Origin of the sequence: Brevibacillus sp. NPDC003359 (assembly GCF_042878995.1) — a bacterium.
Taxonomy (GTDB): Bacteria; Bacillota; Bacilli; order Brevibacillales; family Brevibacillaceae; genus Brevibacillus.
The window spans coordinates 139,676-160,969 of the sequence record NZ_JBIAOR010000006.1 but is presented as its reverse complement, the minus strand read 5'-3'; the positions used below and the strand labels follow the sequence as shown (position 1 = coordinate 160,969).

Below are 21,294 nucleotides of genomic sequence, written 5' to 3'. Positions count from 1 at the left end.
ATGGACATGAAAAAGGAAGAATTGGAACGTCTTCTTGAACGGGTACAAAACGGCAATCTGGAGGTCGAGCAGGCTCTTCAGGAAGTCCGGGAAGTCCAGCGGCTTGCGAGCCAGATTCCGCAACAGCCTGCTTTCGAAGCGGCCAACCGCCGGTGGACGAGAACCTATCATTACGATGAGACGCTTCTGCGTGACCACAAAGTCGGCGGCAAACCCGTTATCATAGGCGTCGCTCATGCTTCAATGGCTATGGATGCTTATTTTGCCCTCTATGAGAGGGAAAGCTGCGGCCGAATTCGGAATCTTTCCTTCATCAGCCCTATAAAAGTCGATCCTGCGCAGCCGGTGATCGTCGAGATGAAGCTCGAGAAGGACAGCTATGAAGCCGCGGGCTTCGAGACCGTGTATGGGGACCTCTCCTCCGAGGACAGACCGCTCACCGCTAAAGGCGAGCTTCTTGTAGGGCAGGCAAGCAACCGGGTTTTGGATCTGGCCGGGCTGCAGGCATCAGCCGAACTGTACGAGCAGCTGGATCGGATCTATGAGATCAATCGAACCGTTGAATTAGGGCCAAGCTTCAAAACCATTCAGCGTGTATACAAAGGACAGGACTATATTCTTGTCCGGGCTGAGCTGACCGATGAATCGGCTTCCGAGGAATCCGAATCGAGTATTCATCCTCTGCTTCTGAACAGTGCGTTTCTCTCGGTCGTCCCCCTTTTGAATAAGGCGACCGGTTGGGATGGTTATTTGCCGTTTGCGGTCAAGGATGTGCTCTTCCGTAAAACCGAACGATTGCACCAATGCTGGATCCATATCCATCATTTGAAAGAATCGGACGAAATGATCGTTTTCGATGCAGAGCTGATTGAAAACACCGGCATAGTGGCGGCGGAGCTGATGGAATGTTCGATCAAGCGCCTCCGTCTGTCAGCAATCTCAGGTGAAGAGACTGCAACGAATGATTCCGCTGATGGCGGAATCGAGGCTCTGGAAGAGCCCATCATCGGCTATTTGGTGCGTCAGGTGGAGACGGTCACCGATGGTCGGTTAAAGTCTTGCAGCATTACGGCGAATTTAATGGAGCTTGGTCTAAACTCCGCCCAGCTTATTGCACTTACAGGCGTTATTGGACGGGAAATCGGCTCCGAGCTCTATCCGACCTTGTTCTTCGAGTACCCAAGCATTGAGGAGCTTGCGTCCTATTTTGGCAAGGAGCATAGGGAGGCCTTCCAGAAGCTGCTGGGAACGACATCTGCACCGATTGCGGAAGCAAAGCCGAAGACTCATTCGTCGACCGCCGGCCAGATCGCAGGAAACGAAGTCGACCATGAAGATATCGCGGTCATCGGGATGGACGCATTATTTGCAGAATCGTCCGATATCGAAACGTTTTGGGAAAATATCGTATCCCGGAAGGATCTGATCAAAGAGATTCCGCCCGACCATTGGGATTTCCGGCCTTGGTTCGACGAAGACCGCCGGGCCAAGGATAAGACGTATTGCAAATGGGGCAGCTTTATCGATGACGTCGATAAGTTCGATGCGGAATTTTTTAACATATCGCCAAGAGAAGCCGAATGGATGGATCCGCAAATCCGTCTGCTGCTGCAAAGCGTCTACGCAACCGCGGAGGATGCAGGCGTTGTGAAGCAGTTAGGGGGAAGCAGCACGGGAGTATTTGTCGGGGTGTGTGTTCATGATTACGCAGACCGAATCGCGGAAATGAATCTCCCCGTCGATCCTCATATGGGGACAGGCAATGCGCAGACCGTCGTCGCCAATCGGGTATCGTTCATCTTTGATTTGAAAGGCCCGAGCATGGCGATAGATACAGCGTGTTCCTCGTCTTTGTTCGCTTTACATACGGCTTGCCGTTCCTTGCAAAATGGGGAGTGTAAGATGGCCTTTGTCGGCGGCGTCAATCTGCTGCTGTCGTCCTGGCACTACCGGTATTTCAGCAGTATCGGCGCCTTATCTCCCACCGGCCGCTGCCATACGTTTGATGCAGCCGCCGACGGGTATGTACCGGGAGAGGCCATCGCCAGCATGCTGCTTAAACCGCTGTCGCAAGCGAAGAAAGACGGCAACCGCATCTACGCCGTCATAAAAGGTTCAGCGGCGCTGCATGGAGGACATACGCCGTCCCTTACGGCACCAAGTATCGAGGGCGAGGAACATGTCATTGCGAAAGCTTGGGAGGACGCGGGGATTGAGCCGGAATCGATCGGTTATATCGAAGCGCATGGCACCGGTACGGCACTCGGGGACCCGATCGAAATAAGCAGCTTGAAGAAAGCGTTTGAGCGTTTCACCGACAAGAAGCTGTTTTGCGCGGTCGGTTCCGTGAAGTCGAATATCGGCCACACGGAAGGTGCTGCCGGAATCGCCGGCGTCATCAAAGTCATCCAACAGATGAGACATCGGCAAATACCGGCAATGCCGAAGCTTAATCAAATAAACCCTTACATCCAACTAGAAGACTCGGCGCTTTACATAAACCGGGAGAATCAATACTGGGACACAGGGGACGGACTTCCGAGACGGGCGGGTGTCAGCTCCTTCGGCTTTTCCGGCTCCTATGCCCATGTCGTCATCGAAGAATATGTGGAAGAAGCATCGGCCGCTCTGGTAATAGGAACCCCTTATGCGCTGATATGGTCGGCCAAAAATGAAGAACGGCTGCGTGAGCAGGTACGCCAGTTCGTCGAGTGGATGAGAAAATCGAAAAATAGCGAAGCGGAATTGGCGCAGATTGCTTATACGCTGCAGACCAGCAGGGATGAGCATGAGGAACGGTTGGCCGTTGCCGTTGAATCGGTTGAGGAGCTTCAATATAAGCTCTCCGCTTATTTGGATGGCCGCCAAGGAATTCCGCTGCTGTACAAGGGAAGTGTTGGATCCGGCAGCAGGGGAAGCAAGCCCGAAATACTCGAGAACGAGGAAATATCGAAGGTTCTCGAACGATGGGTTCAGGGCGGCGTCTATGATTGGAATCGCCGATACGAAGCGCTACAGCCTCGTCCGATCTCGCTCCCGACGTATCCGTTCGCCAAGGAGAGATACTGGATCCCGGATATGAAAAGCACCCAAACGGCAGCGGGTGCTGATCCGCTTCATCCACTGCTGCACCGCAATACATCGGATTTCACCGTACAGCGCTTCAGCTCGCGGTTTGAAGGAACTGAATTTTATTTGGAGGACCATCAGGTTGAAGGCAGGCGCATCCTTCCGGGAGTCGCTTATTTGGAGATGGCCCGAGCAGCGGCTGTCCTATCCATCGGAAAGTCGCTGCCGGAGGTATCCATCCGATTGCAACAGGTGGTATGGGCGCAGCCGATCCTTGCAGGCGATGAACCTGTACATGCCCATATCACCTTGAAGCCAAGCGACAACGGGACAATTGATTATCGGATTTATACCGGGGCACCGGAGGAACAAGCTGGGGAGAACGTGCACAGTCAAGGAACCGTGCTGGTCGTAGAAGCGGCTGAGCCGCCCGTTTTAGATTACCATGAGATTCGGAAACAATGCTCGCGACGACAGTTATCGACCGGGCAATGCTACGAAGCGTTCGAGGGGATGGGCATTCATTACGGTCCCTCGCATCGCTCGGTATCCGTGATATATATCGGCGACGGGCAACTGCTTGCGCAGCTGTCGATGCCTTCATTGATTGCGGAAACAAGGGATGACTTTGTGCTGCACCCCAGCATGATGGATGGCGCCTTGCAGGCTTGCATTGGTTTGGCTGCAGTAGAATACGGGCAAGCACCGCTTGCGATGCCGTTTGCGTTGACGTCACTTGAGGTGTTCCGCGGATGCACGCCATCGATGTGGGCTTATATCCGGAGCGTCACGGATGAAGGCAATGGTAAGGACTGGGATCTCACATTCGATATCGACCTATGTGATGACCAAGGCCGTGTCTGTATCCGGATGACAGGTCTTGTAACTCGGGCGTTGACCGCAAAACGAGAACTTGCGCTTCAGGCATGTTCCGCTGAAAGCCGCACGGCCGTTCAGCTGCGGCTGGTTTTGATAAAAGCTGCGGCTTCCATTTTAGGTGTGAAGGAAGACGAGATTGATCCGGACGCCGAGATGGAGGAATACGGTATGGACCCGATCAAGCTGAATGAATGGGCTCATCAGCTGTTCGAAGCTTGTCAGCTTGAAATACGGCCATCCGAATTGCCCGCGTTTAAGACGATGACGATCAATACAATAGCGGAGTATCTTAGCGGATCCGGAGGAGTATCGCGAATTTTGGATGGCGATGAAGAGACGGTGCAGGACAAAGCCAAAGTGTCGGAAGCAATCGATCGTATGAACGATATGAACCGCACAGTGTGCCGAATGCTTTGGGCTTATTTTTGCGAAACAGGATGGGTGGCCTCTTTATCAGCTTTCGGAGGTTATATACCCTCGGAGACGGAATTGCTGAGCTCCTATCAGAGATGGTTTCAAGAAAGCGTCGCAATGCTGGTCCGCAGCGGCTATTTAATGCCGGAGGAAAACGGCGTTTACGCCCCGGCTCAAGAGCCGGTAACTCTCGGGCAAGCCTGGGTAGAATGGGAAGCGAACAAGAACAAATGGCTGGACCATGACGATGTCTCTGCACAAGCTTCCCTTGTGGAGGCGACGATGCGCGCGCTTTCCGAGATTCTCTCCGATGGCGTTAGGCCGACGGATGTCATGTTCCCGGGTTCGTCCGCGGCGCTGGTGGAGGGCATTTACAAAAATAATCGCGTAGCCGACTTTTATAATGACCTGCTCGCGGATACGGCGGCGGATTACGTACGTGAACGGGTTGCGCTTGATCCGAATGCGGAAATACGGATTTTGGAAATTGGAGCCGGAAGCGGCGGAACGAGCGAGGCGGTGCTTCGGAGGCTGAAGCCTTATGAAGCGCATATCATCGATTTTAGCTACACGGATGTATCCAAATCGTTCTTGCTCCATGCGGAACAGAAGTATGGCAAAGAATATCCGTACCTTTCCTTCCATTTATTCGATGTCGAACAAGCGTTGGAAGGGCAGGGAATTGTGAAGGGCAGCTTCGATATCGTGATTGCGGCCAATGTGCTTCATGCGACCCGCGATATGAAAAAGACGCTGTATCATGTCAAATCCGCACTGCGCGCAAACGGACTGCTTCTGTTAAACGAGCTTACCGGCAACACCGTGTTTAATCATGTGACATTCGGTCTGCTGGAGGGCTGGTGGCGTTATGAAGATCCGGAGCTTCGAATTCCAGGATGTCCGGGCCTGCATGTGCCGGTCTGGCAGTCCCTGCTTGCCCAGACAGGCTTTCACGGGATCATGATTCCTTCTGATGGTCGCCATTCATGGGACCAGCATATTATCGCCGCGTTGAGCGACGGCATATTAGATCAACCTAAGCGGCTTGCGGCCGGAGAGCGGCACGAGCGGCTTCATGACCTAACCAATACGGACCGAAGCGGTGAACATATGGAAGAACAGTGGATTGAAGATTATGTCAAGAAGACGATACGGGAATATGTCGCGCAAGCCTTGAAAATGGACGAGAAGCGTATTCAGGATGAGAAAAGCTTCTCCGAATACGGCGTAGATTCCATTGTGGCAGTCAGTCTCGTGAACAGCCTGAATCATCACTTCGGCCTTATTCTCAAGACAACGGTGCTGTTTGATTACAATAACGTGAAGCGGTTATGTGCGTTTTTGATCAAGGAGCATACGGATCAAATAACCGTTCTTCTCAAGCGGAGCGAACCGGCTGTCGGCAGAGAGGAAGAGGGCGCACGAGCCCTGCAGGCATCGGCAAAGCAGCCCGTCCAAAGCGGCCTTAGCATGCCTGCGTTGAACAATCGCTTTCGATCGCAACCGGCAGGATCTCCGGCGTCTGCAGTCAGTGAGCGTCAGAGCGCTCCCCTTCCTGCGGAAAAACCGACGTATCACCATGTCGTGATCGAGCGGCCCGGGGGCGTTGATTCGCTGCGGATTGCACAATCCGGCGTTCCGGAGATGAGATCCGATGAGGTTCGCATCGCGGTCCGTGCCTTTGCGCTGAATTTCGGCGATCTTCTCTGCTTGAAGGGTCTATACCCGACCATGCCGGCATACCCGTTCACACCGGGCTTTGAGGCAAGCGGGGTTGTTGTAGCCTCCGGTGCTGACGTTTCGACCGTTCGCACGGGCGATGAAGTGATTGTGGCGCTCGGGGCTTCTTTCGGCGGACATTCTACCATGATCACATGCCGGGAAGACCAGCTGTTCAAGAAGTCGGATTACCTCACGTTTGAGCAGGCTTGTACCATTCCGGCAGCCGCCATGACGATGATCAACGCTTTCCGCAAAGCGGATCTCAAGAAAGGCGAGAAAATTCTCATCCATACCGCGGCAAGCGGAACAGGACTTATCGCGGTACAGCTTGCGCGTCATTATGGTGCGGAAATATATGTTACAGCCGGGTCCAACCGTAAGCTTGAATTTTTGGAAACGCTCGGTGTGAACTATAGGATCAATCACAGGGAGACCGATTTCGAGGAAGAGATCGACAGGCTGACCGGCGGGAATGGAATCGATGTCATTATCAATACGCTTCCCGGGGACGCCATTCAGAAAGGAATCAACTGTCTGGCGCCGGGAGGCCGTTATATCGAGCTGGCGATGACGGCACTCAAAACCGCGAAGACGATCGATTTATCAGCGCTGGATGAGAATCAGACTTTTTATAGCATCAATTCAAGAAAGCTTGCTAACGAGAATCCGGCCGAGCTGCGCGGTTATGTCGAAGAGATGCTTGCACTTGTCGAAGCAGGAACGATAAGCCCTGTTATTGATGAGGTTATCCCGTTTGAGCGGGTGGCGGATGCTTACCGGTCTATTGAGGATCGGACGGCCATCGGCAAGCTCGTCGTTACGGTTACAGAGCCTTATCGATATCAAGAAACGGCGGATTTAGTCAAGCGGTTGGACAATGTGGAACTGCCGAGAGCACCGTACAGCGGGGAACAAGGCCGAGAGCCGGAGCCTATTGCCGTGATCGGGATGAGCGGCAGGTTTGCCAAGTCGGAAACGCTGGAGGAATTTTGGGCCAATTTGGCAAACGGGACCGATTTGATCGAGGAGGCAAGCCGCTGGGATCTTAGCTCATACAAGGCAGGGAAAAACAGTTTCTGTTCGAAAGGCAGCTATGTCGATGCGATCGACCGTTTCGACCCGGTTTTCTTTAACATATCGGGTTACGAAGCGAATTATATGGATCCTCAACAGCGTTTATTTCTAGAGGAAGCGTGGAAAGCGCTTGAAGATGCTGGTTACGCCGGAGCGGGAATGGATGGGCGAAAATGCGGCGTGTTTGTCGGCAGCAGCGGAAGCGACTATGCCCGACTGATGGGCAAGCAGGCGCCGGCGCCGGCGTTTTGGGGCAATGCCGGTTCGGTCATTCCTGCACGAATCGCCTATTATCTTAACTTGCATGGACCGGCGGTAACCATCGACACCGCGTGCTCCAGCTCGCTTGTCGCTATCCACATGGCCTGCCAGAGCTTAAGGTCCGGGGAAACAGAATTGGCGTTGGCCGGCGGTGTTTTCATTCAGTCGACACCAAGCTTTTATGAGAGCGCCAATCAAGCGGGCATGCTGTCCGCGTCGGGACGGTGCCACGCTTTCGATGAACGTGCAGATGGTTTTGTACCCGGTGAAGGCGTGGGGACTGTCGTTCTGAAGCGGCTCCGTGACGCTCAGGCTGACGGTGATCACATCTATGGCGTCATCATAGGCTCAGGCATAAATCAGGACGGTACAACGAACGGTCTTACGGCTCCAAGCGCGTTATCCCAGGAGCGTCTCGAACGGGATGTTTACGATTCGTTCGGCATTGATCCAGAAAGTATACAGCTGGTCGAAGCACACGGAACCGGCACGCGATTGGGCGATCCGATTGAATATCAAGCTCTGACGAATGCGTTTCGTCATTATACGGAGCGGCGGGAGTACTGTGCCATCGGCTCCGTCAAGACCAATATGGGCCATGCCGCAGCCGCTGCGGGTATTGCCGGCTTGCTCAAGGTAATGCTGGCGCTCAAATATAAGCAGCTGCCGCCGTCCTTGCATTTTAGTAACGGCAACCCCGGCATTGATTTTAAAGAAAGTCCGTTTTATGTCAATACCGAGCTGAGGAGCTGGGAGGCCGAAACAGGAAGCAGGCGCCGCGCAGCCGTCAGCTCGTTCGGGTTCAGCGGGACGAACGCGCATCTTGTTGTCGAAGAAGCCCCTGCAATCAATCGTAAGTCCGTCAAACGGCAAGGCTTCCTAATCGTCTTGTCGGCTTGTACGCAGGAGCAGCTGCGCCGGCAAGCGGAACAGCTTCTGGATTACGGTTTAGCCAACGCTGACGCCGATTGCGGCAGCATAAGCTTTACGCTACTTACAGGGCGGAAACACTTCCATCACAGACTGGCGCTTGTCGTACGTGATACCCGTGAATTAGCGTCCTTGCTGTCTTCGTGGATCGGCAGTGAGGCCACGCCTCGGATATTCCAGTCCGAGCTAGACGCCAATGGAGCGCGGCAGCAGCTTGCTTTGAAACGGTATGGAAACCAGTGCATTCGCGAGCTGCAGCATGCGGACGGCGCCACAGACTATATGGAACGTTTGTCATCGATAGCTGAGCTTTACGTACAAGGTTATGAGCTTGATTATCACGAGCTGTTCGCGAAGGGAAGGAATTTCAAAATTCCGCTGCCTACCTATCCTTTTGCCGATGAACGGTATTGGGTGCCGGAAGTCAAACCGCATGCGGATGCACAGACGGAAAGTGATGCGACAAAGCAAGCCGTACTCCACCCATTGGTACAAAGAAATACATCGGATTTCCAGGACATGAAATACAGCTCGACATTTACCGGAGAGGAATTCTTCATCAGGGATCACGTTGTGAACGGCGAACCGGTTCTGCCCGGTGTCGCTTATTTGGAGATGGCTCAAGCTGCGATTCGGATGATGGCGGGCGGCGAGCGGGAGAGCAGACTCGGGATCCGTCTGAAACGAGTCGTTTGGGCACGGCCCATGACTGTGGCTGCCAAGCCTCTGGACGTTCGGATCGGGGTGAAGCGGGAACAAAACGGAGACGTCAGCTACCGGGTTACGAGCCAAATCGAGAAAGAGAGCGTTCTCCATTGTCAAGGGGCAGGAGCATTTTTCGAGATGCGGGAACGACCTGTGGTGTTGCTTGAAGCGTTGAAAACTACGCTGACGCAGAAGCGGTCCGTTCAGAGCTGCTACGAGGCATTTGAACGAATGGGTATTCAATACGGTTCCGGGCAAAGAGGATTGGACGCGGTTTACACAGGGCCGGAGGGCGTACTCGCCAAGCTCTTGCTGCCCGCGAGCGTGCAGAGCACGAAGGATCGCTACACGATGCACCCAAGCATAATGGATTCCGCCCTGCAAGCGGCGGTTGTCTTTATGGACAGGACGGAAGAGAGCAAGATGAAGCTCCCGTTTGCAATCGATGAGCTTGAGCTGTTTGACCGCTGCGAAACGGTTATGTGGGCTTGGCTGCGGCCAACACGCGGCGAGGCTGCAGACGGCCACATTGATAAGCTTGATATCGATCTGTGTGATGAACAAGGGACCGTATGCGTGGCAATAAAGGGATTTTCGTCCCGTTTGACGGATCGGAATGCGACGGATAACGCGATGTCGTCGAACACGGATTATGCTTCCGGGAAGTCTGACCAGACCTTGTCGGATTTGCTGACTTACGTCTGGGACGAGGTGGAAGTAGAAACAAGCGGCGTCCAGCCGCCGAACCGAACCGTAATCATTGCGGAAGACGAAAGCGCGGCCGTTCGTGAAAATCAGCATGAGTGGCCGGCAGCGCCGAGCATCATCCTGAAGGCTTCGGATACGATCGAGGAGATGGTCCACAAGCTAAGGGCGTGCGGCGAATTCGAGCATCTGTTGTGGATTGCGGCACGGGAACCGGCCGGGGCTGCCGCTTCGGATGCTCCCATCGAAGAACAGGAAAAGGGTGTCCTTCATCTGTTTCGACTCGTAAAGGCCTTATTGGCGCTGGGTTATGGGAGCAAGCGTATCGCTTTGAGCTTCATCACCCAGCAAGCCGTTTCGGTCCAACGCGATGACGCCGTGCGTTCTTCCGCTGCCAGCGTACACGGATTGGCCGGCTCGATCGCCAAGGAATATCCGCTATGGGCGATACGGGTTGCCGATTTGGAAGCAGGCGGCAGCCTTTCGTTTGATCAATTGTTCCGTCTGCCTGCCGACCCGGAAGGCCACGTATGGGCCTATCGTGATAACCGGTGGTATCGTCAACAAATACTTCCGGTGGCCGCAGCCGTACCGAAACAAAGCCTTTACCGTCAAGGCGGCGTTTATGTCGTCATCGGTGGTGCAGGCGGGATCGGCGAGGCGTGGACCGAATATATGATCCGCCAATATAGAGGACGAATTGTTTGGATTGGCCGGAAATCGCTGGATGAAACCATTCAGCTTAAGATAGACCGACTGGGTGCGGCTTATGGGATAGAGCCGTGGTATATTTCGGCCGATGCCAAAGACGAACAGTCTTTGCAGCGGTCTGTCGACGAAGTGAAGTCACGCTATGGCGCGATCCATGGCGTCATCCATTCCGCGATCGTCCTGCTGGATCAAAGTTTGGCAAACATGGATGAAGCACGCTTCCGCGCGGCGCTGTCGGCGAAAGTGGATATCAGTGCTCGGATGGCGCAAGTATTCGCGGCTGAGCAGCTTGATTTTATGCTGTTCTTTTCTTCCATTAATTCATATACCAAACCGGCCGGTCAAAGTAATTATGCTTCCGGCTGCACCTTCAAGGATGCTTATGCCCATCGGCTTGGCAAGGAGCTGCCCTTCCCGGTCAAGGTGATGAATTGGGGTTATTGGGGAAGCGTAGGCGTCGTTGCCTCGGAGGAGTACCGGAAGAAAATGGACTCGCTTGGCGTAGCTTCCATTGAACCGAACGAGGCAATGGAAGCGTTGGAATTGCTGCTTGTAGGACCATTGGACCAACTGGTGATGCTGAAGATGACAAAGCCGGTGCCGCTTGCAGGAATGCTGCATGATGAACGTCTAGTCATGCAGGCTGACCGCAGCTCACTGCTTCCAGGAATTCGAAACCGCATGCAGGAAGCAGATGATTCGTGGCTTGGCCGTATACAATCCGATATGGGGCACCCCATGGCGTTGCTGGACGCAGCCATTTGCAGATTGATGTGGGCGATCTACAGAGAAGGCGGCTGGATTAGCAGTGTTGAAGACGGTGCGTCCGGGATGCTGCCGGCCTACTACAGCTGGCATCAAGAAACCATAGCCGCCTTCGAACGGGCCGGTTATGTTCAGCGCGAGGACGGCACGGTGCGCATATTGGACACACGCCCTCTGGATCTGGATGGAGAGTGGCGGCAATGGCACCGGACGAGAAGCGAATGGAAGAGCAATGGCAATATGAATACACAAGCCGAGTTGGCAGAAAAAACGCTGCACGCCCTCCAGCGCATTTTGGTCGGGGAATTACCGGCAACGGATGTTATTTTCCCGAACGGTTCCTTCGGATTGGTGGAGTCTGTTTATAAAAACAATCTGATGGCTGATTTTTTCAATGAAGCGCTTGCGGATACGGCGGCGGCTTATGTGCAGGAACGCTTGGCGCTGGACAAGTCGGCCAAGATACGGATCCTGGAGATCGGAGCGGGTACGGGAGGGACGAGTGCGATTGTACTCAAGCGGTTAGAACCGTATCAATCCTACATGGCCGACTATCTTTACACGGATTTATCAAAGGCGTTTCTGATTCACGGAAAGCAGGCGTATGGGGCCCAGGCTCCTTACTTGTCCTGCAAAATGGTCGATATTGAACGTCCGCTTGCCGAGCAAGGGATTGAAGAAGGAAGCTTCGATCTTGTCATAGCAACGAATGTGCTCCATGCCACTGCACGGATAAGCCGTACGTTGCGTCATGCAAAGGCAGCCCTGCGCTCGGGCGGGTTATTGCTGATCAACGAGATCCATGCAAACCGCCTGTTCATGCACGTGACTTTCGGGTTATTGGAAGGTTGGTGGCTGCATGAGGATGCCGAAGTACGCATTCCCGGCAGTCCGGCGCTAACTAAGGAAATGTGGCAGCGGCTTTTGGCGGAGGAAGGTTTCCGGAGCATCTTCTATCCAGCACGGAAAGGTCATTTTCTCGGCGCCGCTGTCATTGCTGCGGAGAGCGACGGCGTGTACCGGCAGTACCTAAGCGGTTGCGCGAGCGTCCCGTCGGATTTCCAGGGGCAGGAGCCGCTCCCGATCAGCCCGTCCACAAGCGGCACAAACGGTGCCCGTGACGTTACGGACCGGGCGCTCGGCTCGTTTATCCAAACCGTTATTCGAACAGCGGTGGCGGATGCACTGCAAATCGATGCGGGCCGAATCCAGGACGATCGGAGCTTCTCGGATTACGGCGTCGATTCTATCATTGCGGTCAACCTCATTAACATCATTAATGAGCGCTGCGAGACACAGCTGCAGACGACGATCATTTTTGACTATAACAGCGTCGAGCGGCTATCTGATTGGCTGCTTCGCGAGCATCGGCAGGAACTGCTGAGCAAGTACCAGCAGCCGGATAAAAACGCTGCCCAATCCCCGCCACAGGTCATGGCTGAAGAACGGGCCCCGGCGCCGGGGGCATCAGAGGACGGGTATCGCGCCGCAGAAGATGCAGCTGCCTTCGAGCTGGAGGAAAAGAGTCAGAAGCCGCGGGTACGCCATCATATAGTCGTTGAACGCCCCGGCGGTATCGACGAGCTTCAATTGAAACAATCGGCAGTGCCGCCGCTGGCGGAGCATAATGTGCTGGTTGAGGTACGCGCCTTTTCATTGAACTTTGGCGATCTGCTTTGCGCCAAAGGTCTGTATCCAGTGATGCCGCCTTTTCCTTTTACGCCCGGCTTTGAGGCAAGTGGTGTTGTCATCGATACCGGTAAAGCGGTGACCTCCGTCCGGCGTGGTGATCAAGTGGTTGTGATCGGAGGGGAGAGTATAGGCGCGCAATCGACCTACATCGTATGCTCGGAGCAGTCGCTTCTTCCAAAGCCTGACTTTCTGTCCTTCGAAGAAGCTTGTTCGCTGCCGGCAGTCGGCCTTACGATGATGGACGCCTTTCGCAAAGCGGTAGTCAAGCCAGGCGACAAGGTGCTTGTTCAGACGGCGGCGGGAGGAATCGGCTTGATGGCCGTACAGCTAGCCCGTCATTACGGCGCGGAAATATACGCTACCGCAGGCTCCAAGGAAAAATTGGACTATCTTGCAGGTATCGGTGTTTCGAAGCTCATCAATTACAGGGAAGACGATTTCGAGCAGGAGCTCAAGAGTCTTACGGACGGACAAGGGGTACAGATCGTTGTGAACACACTGTCCGGGGACGCGATGTCGAAAGGATTCCGGTGTTTGGCTCCGGGAGGCCGATATATTGAGCTCGCCTTAACCGCGCTGAAGTCCGCGCGGAGCATCGACTTGTCGCTGTTGAACGAAAACAGGGCGTTCTATTCCGTTGACTTAAGAGCGTTGTCAGCCGAACAACCGGCTGCGATACAAGCTTATTGGGACGAGTTGACAGCTCTGATTAGGCAAGGGGTCATACGGCCGACAATCGGCGGCGTTTACGCTCTCTCTGATTTTAAAGAAGCCTATCGTCAGTTGGAGAACCGGAAAAATATCGGCAAGATTGTGGTGCGTATACCCGGAGGCGATTACCTGTCCGAACCCGAAGCCAGTTCTTCTGCTATGGAGAATGCAAGCATGCCGCAGGTTCCGACGCCTTTAGAACCGGTGGCCATTGTCGGGATAAGCGGCCGTTTTGCTCGTTCGGATTCGGTGAAAGAGCTATGGTCACATCTTGAGGCAGGGACCGATTTGGTAGAAGAAGTGACGCGCTGGGAACTCCGTGGGAGCGGCCCGGATCCGGAAGGGGTCAAAAGCTGCCGCCATGGAAGCTTTCTAAGCTCAATTGATTGCTTCGATCCGCTTTTCTTTAACATTACCGGCGTGGAAGCCGATTACATGGATCCTCAGCAGCGCATCTTTCTCGAGGAATCGTGGAAAGCGCTGGAGGATGCTGGATATGCGGGACCGGGAGAGCATACGCGGCGATGCGGCGTCTATGTCGGAAGCTGCGGCAGCGATTACGCGAGATTATTTGGAGACGAAGCGCCGGCTCAGGCGTTCTGGGGCAATGCAGGATCCGTCATACCTGCACGGATCGCTTATTACCTGAACCTGCAGGGGCCTGCGGTAACGGTGGATACAGCCTGCTCCAGTTCGCTGGTTGCGATTCATCTTGCCTGTCAAAGCCTGTGGACAAGGGAAACGGACATGGCGCTCGCGGGCGGCGTATTCATCCAATCAACGCCTGAATTTTATACCGTCTCCAATCGTGCCAGTATGCTTTCTCCTACCGGCCGATGCCATGCTTTTGACGAAAGGGCCGACGGCTTCGTGCCTGGAGAAGGCGCCGGTGCGGTTGTTCTCAAACGTTTGAAGGATGCGCTTGCCGACGGCGATCATATTTATGGCGTGATCCGCGGCAGCGGCATCAATCAGGACGGCACGACAAACGGCATTACGGCACCAAGTGCGAATTCACAGGAGCGCCTGCTGCGGCATGTGTATGATACTTTCGGCATCAATCCGCGCCATATTCAGCTGGTGGAGGCGCATGGAACGGGAACGAAGCTGGGAGATCCGATCGAGTTTCAGGCGCTGACCCGGGCGTTCCGACATTACACAGACGATAACCGCTATTGCGCGGTCGGTTCGATTAAATCGAATCTCGGCCATCCGGCTGCTGCCGCAGGCATTGCGGGCTTGTTGAAAGTGATTCTGTCATTGCGTCACAAAAAGCTGCCGCCTTCACTCCATTTTGAAAAGGGCAACACAAGCATTGCTTTCGAAAATAGTCCCTTATACGTCAATACGGAGCTTAGGGATTGGACACTTGGCGAGGGAACGAAACGAATGGCGGCCATCAGCTCATTCGGATTCAGTGGAACGAATGCGCATCTTGTTCTTGAGGAAGCTCCTCAGCCGGTTCGCAGACGGGAGGCGAGATCCGCATACTTGTTCGTGCTGTCGGGACGGACCGCGGTACAGCTGCGCCAACAGGTTGAAAAGCTGGCTGCGCACTGCAAACACTCCCCGCAGTTGGACTGCGCCGCAGTCAGCTTTACGCTGCTGGCAGGACGTAAGCACTTGAAGCACCGGTTTGCATGCGTCGCCGCCTCCCGGCATGAGCTACTCGAACGGCTTGGCAAATGGTTGGATAACGGCCATGCGCAAGACGTTGTCCAAGCAGAACTGCAGCCTGCTGGCGTGCGGGATGAAGAAGAGCGGCGAATCGACGAAGTAAATCAAAGCATCCAGGCATACCGAGATAATGTCGACGGCCTGGCACGAGAGCATCTGCTGGCTTGTGCCGAGCTGTTTGTTCACGGTTATTCGCTGGACTTACGCAAGCTGTTCCTGGAAGGGGAGCAGCAGCGGATTCCATTGCCGACATACCCCTTTGCCAAAGAAAGTCATTGGGTAAAGAAAGCGGAGCAACGGGAAGAGGCGAAGACGGATGAAGACGGCTTCGGTGATCTTCTAGATCAGTTTCTCGACGAAACCATAACGTTGGAGACCGCCGTCCAGAAAGCGGAACGAATCCTATCATCTTTGTCTTAGTAGGCTTCTAACCGGGAGGTCAATATGAGAGATTTTTTGCAAGATGTGTTGAGTGGAGTCCAAGAGGGCCGTCTGTCCAAGCCGGAGGCCCTTCGAATGTTGAACAAGTATAAGCAGAGCGCCCCATCCGAAGCAAATGATGAATACGGCGTGCTGCTTTTTCGGCCGTCCGAAGAGGAAACTGCAAAGTTTCCATCGGCCCCCCCTGGGCTCAATCAGGACCGATTGATCATATTTGGCGAGTCGATCGAGATCCGCGCTGATAAATTAGAATGCATGACAGGCAAAGCCGAATGGCTTGTTCTTGAATTCTCAGAGCAGCCGATCGAGCAGCGGTATGAGGCTTATACACTCCAAATCGTCGACCGCCTCCAGCGCCTTCTTCATAATCACACCGGGCGGGAAACGCTTGTGCAGCTCTTCATCGCAAATAAAGAGGAGTCGCCATGGCTTGTCGGATTATACAGCTTACTGTTAACCGCACGTGCAGAAAATCCGAAGCTCACGGTAGAATGTCTCGAATGGTCGGAAAATGGTAAGGGAGATATTTCTAGTGCGCTTGAGGCAGGTGCTTGGGGGGGCGGCAGCACAAGTGCTGTCCGATCCCGGCACGGCCGCTGTTACCGTTCCGCGTGGAAGAAGGAGACTGTCCTGCAGGAGCAGGTGCGAATGCCATGGAAAGACCGCGGCATCTATTTAATAACAGGCGGAGTGGGCGCACTCGGCCTGTTATTTGCTGAGGAAATCGCAAGGCAGGTGAGCCGGCCTGTTCTTATACTAATTGGAAGATCGGCAACGCTGAATGACGAAGCATCCGGCCGAATCGAACGGATGGCGGCTCTTGGCGCTAAGGTCGAATATAGGCAGGTTGATCTAAGCGAAGAACGTCAAGTTGCTGCATTGATCGATGCAATTCGGCATCAATATGGCGGCTTGAATGGGATTCTACATGCGGCAGGCATCATCCGCGATGAATATTTGTACCGCAAAACGCGTGATCAGGTTATCGAGGTGCTCGGTCCGAAGGTGAAGGGACTCGTCTATTTGGACCGGTCTAGCAAGGATATCAAGCTGGACGTGTTTGCCGTCTTCTCATCCGTAGCGGGTGTATATGGCAATGCCGGCCAAGCAGACTATGCGGCGGCGAATGGCTTTATGGATGCTTATACCGCATGGAGACAACAGACGGACCACAACAGGTCAGGAATGATCGCAATCAACTGGCCGCTCTGGAGATCGAACGGGATGCAGCTCGAACCCGGAGCCGAGGAAGCATTGGAACGTGAGACCGGGATGGCGGCGATGCCGGGAATGATCGGCATCCGTGCATTCTACGCTGCGCTTGCAAGCGGAGGGAGCCGGGCCATGGTACTCTACGGTGCTGGTGCTAAGCTAACCCGTTTTGTAGAAAATGACCGAAGCCGTTCTTCGGCCGATCTTGTCGAAGGCGTCAGTCTGGATCCAAACTTGGACAAGCGGACGCTGAAACGGCTGATTCATTTGTTCTCGGGCTATACGAGGCTCAATCCGGACAGCATTGATCCAGATGAACCGTTGGAAACGTATGGCATCGATTCGATTATGATTACCGAGTTGAACCGCAATCTCGCGAATGACTTCGGTGAGCTTTCCAAAACGCTGTTTTACGAATTCAAGACACTAAGAGGCGTAGCCGATTATTTGAGCGCAACGTATCCGCATCAATGTCTCAATTGGATTGGACTGGCCGAGAGAGATACACAGGAGAAAAATGACGCGGCGGCAGCTTCGTCCTCCGGTGCGATGCCCCGGTTGTCACCGATCGGTGAAAGTGATCAAACGGTCAGCAGATCGGTCGGCATTGCAGGAAAGAGTGGTCAGCCGGCAGAGAAGGAACCGATCGCGATTATCGGGATGAGCGGCAGATATCCGCAGGCCGAAGATTTGGACGCGTTCTGGCGAAATCTTGCCGCAGGCATGGACTGCATAACCGAAATTCCTGGGGGTCGTTGGCCGGTCGAAGGTTTCTATGAGCCCAATTCGGAGATTGCGGTCTCCGAGGGGAAAAGCTATAGCAAGTGGGGCGGATTTCTGGAGCATGCGACAAGCTTTGATCCGCTCTTCTTTAAAATATCGCCGCTGGAGGCGTCCTGCATGGACCCTCAGGAACGGCTCTTTCTCGAAAGCTGCTGGCATGCGCTTGAGGATGCGGGCTGCACGAGAGAGCATCTGGCTTCGCAGTACGGCGGTCGAGTCGGCGTTTTCGCCGGAATAACGAAAACAGGGTTTAATCTGTACGGACCTGAGTTCAAAAAACAGGGGGAGCGCATGCTTCCCTTTACGTCTTTTAGCTCCGTGGCCAATCGAGTTTCGTACTTGTTTGACTTCAATGGTCCGAGCATGCCGATCGATACGATGTGCTCCTCTTCGTTAACCGCTATTCATGAAGCTTGCGAGCATATTTTGCGCGGGGAATGCGAATTGGCAATCGCCGGAGGCGTCAACTTATATCTTCATCCGTCTAATTATATCGAGCTTAGCGCACATGGGATGCTGTCCACCGACGGCAAATGCAGAAGCTTCGGCAGCGGCGGTAGCGGCTTCGTTCCGGGAGAAGGGGTAGGTGTTTTGCTGCTGAAACGGCTGTCGCAAGCCATTGCCGACGGTGACCGGATTCATGCCGTGATCAGAGCCACCAGTGTGAATCATGGCGGCAAAACAAATGGCTACACCGTTCCAAATCCGAATGCCCAGGGACAGCTGATCCGGCAAGCGCTCGACAAAGCCGGCATTCACAGCAGAACTGTAAGCTATATCGAAGCGCACGGTACGGGCACCAAGCTGGGCGATCCGATCGAAATTACCGGGCTGACACAAGCGTTCCGCCAAGATACGCAGGATAACCAATATTGCGCGATCGGTTCGGTCAAATCGAATATCGGTCATCTTGAGGCGGCGGCCGGTGTGGCCGGCGTAACGAAGATCGTGCTGCAAATGAAGCATCGGAAGCTCGTACCGAGCTTGCATGCGCGAACGCTAAACCCGAATATTCCGATGAAAAACACGCCTTTTATGGTCCAGCAGGAGCTGGCGGATTGGGATAGACCCGTCGTTCGCCTGAACGACAAAGAGGAAGAGTATCCGAGAATTGCGGGCATTTCTTCCTTTGGCGCAGGCGGCGCCAATGCGCATATTGTGCTCGAGGAGTATATTCCGCCTGTGAGTGAAGCTCGAAAAGAAACATCCGCTAGTGAAGAGATGCTTATTCTGCTGTCGGCCGCAAACGAGCAACGGCTGCGTATTCAGGCGGAGAGACTGCTTTCGGCTTTGGACAGCGGATCATTGGCGGATGCGGAATTGGCGGAAATCGCTTATACGCTTCAGATCGGCCGCGAGGCGATGGATGAAAGGCTTGCTTTTACCACGGCTTCGAAGGAAGAGTTATCCCTTCGCTTACGAAATTTTTTGAATAAGACGTCGGATGACGGTTCGATATACCGCGGCCATGCGAAATCGGATAAGGAGCAGTTGGCCTCGATCGGAGCGGAAGACGATCTTGCAAGCCGTGTAAGCCGTTGGATCGAGCTCCGGAATGTTGACAGGCTTGGGCAATTATGGGTGAAGGGTCTGAAGGTAGACTGGACCCGGATGTATGAGAACAAGCCAGCTAGGCGGGTGAGTTTGCCGGGTTATCCTTTTGAACGCAAAACGTACTGGCTGCCGGGCAGCGGCAAGAAGAAGGAAGCTGAAGCTAGTCCAGACTTGGCAGCTGAGAAGCAGCGCTTTATCCGCGAACCACAGAACCGTCCGGAAGCGTTTGAACATGTTTTGCTTACACCTGTTTGGGAGCCTGTGCCTGTTGAATCCGGACCTGCGTACCCCGGAGCGAACAGCCGAAGCGTTGTGATCATCGGAGGAACGGCTGAAAGCCGGGATGCTCTCTTGGTTCATTATCCAAACGCCTTTACAGTCAACGTGGGCGAAGAGGATGATATCGAGCAGATCGCTATGGTGCTGGCACGATTCGGCGTCATCGATCATTTATTTTGGCTTGCGCCGCCTTCCGAATTTTTGCTTCATGACGATTCACTACTTTCCGAGCAAAAGGTTGGTGTCCTGTTGCTATTCCGTTTGATCAAGGCGCTGCTGCACGCAGGATATGGCAGAAAAAGGCTGAGTGTCGATGTCCTCACCTTCCAAACCCAGCGGGCATACACGGGGGACAGGATAAATCCCGTTCATGCGAGTGTGCATGGACTGATAGGTGCGCTTGCAAAAGAATATCCCCATTGGCAGATTCGTTTACTGGATTTGGAGCCCGGCTGGGAGACTTCAATTGAAACGCTGTTGACGCTTCCTCCGGATAAGGAAGGAAACACGTGGTGCTTAAGGGGACGGGAATGGCTGTGTCAAAGGCTGGCTCCCGTGAATCTCGCCTCCGGCATGCAGCACAACGGTTACCGGAAAGGCGGCGTCTACGTCGTTATTGGCGGGGCCGGGGGTATAGGTGAAGTCTGGACGGCGTACATGATACGCCGCTATCAGGCCCAGATAGTCTGGCTTGGACGCCGTAGGCAGGATGAGTCGATCAGCGCGTCAATCGAACGGGTGTCCACTACGGGGCCAAAGCCATTCTATATAGAGGCGGACGCAGCGGATGCCCAAGCGCTGGATCATGCTTATCAGGTCATCAAAGCACGTTTCGGCGCCATTCATGGTGTCGTTCATGCTGCAATCGTCCTGCGAGACCATAGTCTCGCCAATATGCAGGAGGACGACTTCCGGGCAGGGCTTGGAGCCAAGATTGATGTCAGTGTACGGCTAGCGCAAATATTCCGCAGAGAGCCGCTTGATTTTGTTTTGTTTTTCTCAGGCATGATGTCCTTCGCCAGAAGAGCGGGTCAAAGCAATTATGCAGCAGGCTGCACGTTTAAGGATGCCTTCGCGATCCGTTTGGCCAGTGACTGGCCGTGTGCGATGAAGATAATGAATTGGGGTTACTGGGGAAGTGCGGGCATTGTCGCTTCGGACGATTATCGGGCAAGAATGGTGCGTGACGGCATCGGTTCGATAACGCCTTCCGATGCGATGGAGGCGTTGGAGACGCTGCTTGCAAGTCCGATCGAGCAGATGGCATTTATTAAAGCCTCGAAGAGTGTCATGGAAGCAGGCTTTGCTTCGGAGAGGCTAATAGACGTCATGTTCGACACCCCGGGCTTCAGCGGCGATTACAGGTCAATGGTGGAGCTGCCGGCACTTCCTGATCTCATTGCCGGTATGAACATAGAACGAGGCCAACCGGTTGGGCCGTACGGTCAAGCCGAACTGATTTTGCATGATTTGATCGGGGAAACGTCCCGTTTGCTGGACGTCCATCCCGACGAAATCGACCCGAACGCTGAGTTTGCGGAATACGGATTGGATACGGTCCAGCTGGCCGAGCTTTTAAGCAAGCTTAACAGAAGCTTCATGATGGAAGCGGAAATGCAGGCTTTCACAGATTGGACGACGTTGAACCAGATGGCACAAGCTGTGTCCCGTTTTGTCGGACGATCGGAAATCACGCCATAAGAAAGGGGC

2 protein-coding genes and 1 pseudogene are annotated in these 21,294 nt (G+C 54.2%); all 3 read left to right on the top strand.

What is annotated here, in order from left to right; all coding sequences use genetic code 11:
• Positions 1 to 861 (top strand): annotated as a pseudogene (locus ACFYU8_RS17380) (polyketide synthase dehydratase domain-containing protein); the annotation flags it as partial.
• Positions 862 to 885: 24 nt separating this feature from the next.
• On the top strand, positions 886 to 15,735 hold the full coding sequence (locus ACFYU8_RS17375; protein ID WP_390301348.1) for an SDR family NAD(P)-dependent oxidoreductase: 14,850 nt from the start codon (positions 886 to 888) through the stop codon (positions 15,733 to 15,735).
• Positions 15,736 to 15,759: 24 nt separating this feature from the next.
• Positions 15,760 to 21,285, top strand: coding sequence for an SDR family NAD(P)-dependent oxidoreductase (locus ACFYU8_RS17370; protein WP_390301171.1), 5,526 nt, complete (start codon positions 15,760 to 15,762; stop codon positions 21,283 to 21,285).
• Positions 21,286 to 21,294: the final 9 nt, after the last annotated feature.

Excerpts from the sequence above, each read along its gene's own strand:
- ACFYU8_RS17370 (WP_390301171.1), top strand. The coding sequence starts at position 15,760 with ATGAGAGATTTTTTGCAAGATGTGTTGAGTGGAGTCCAAGAGGGCCGT.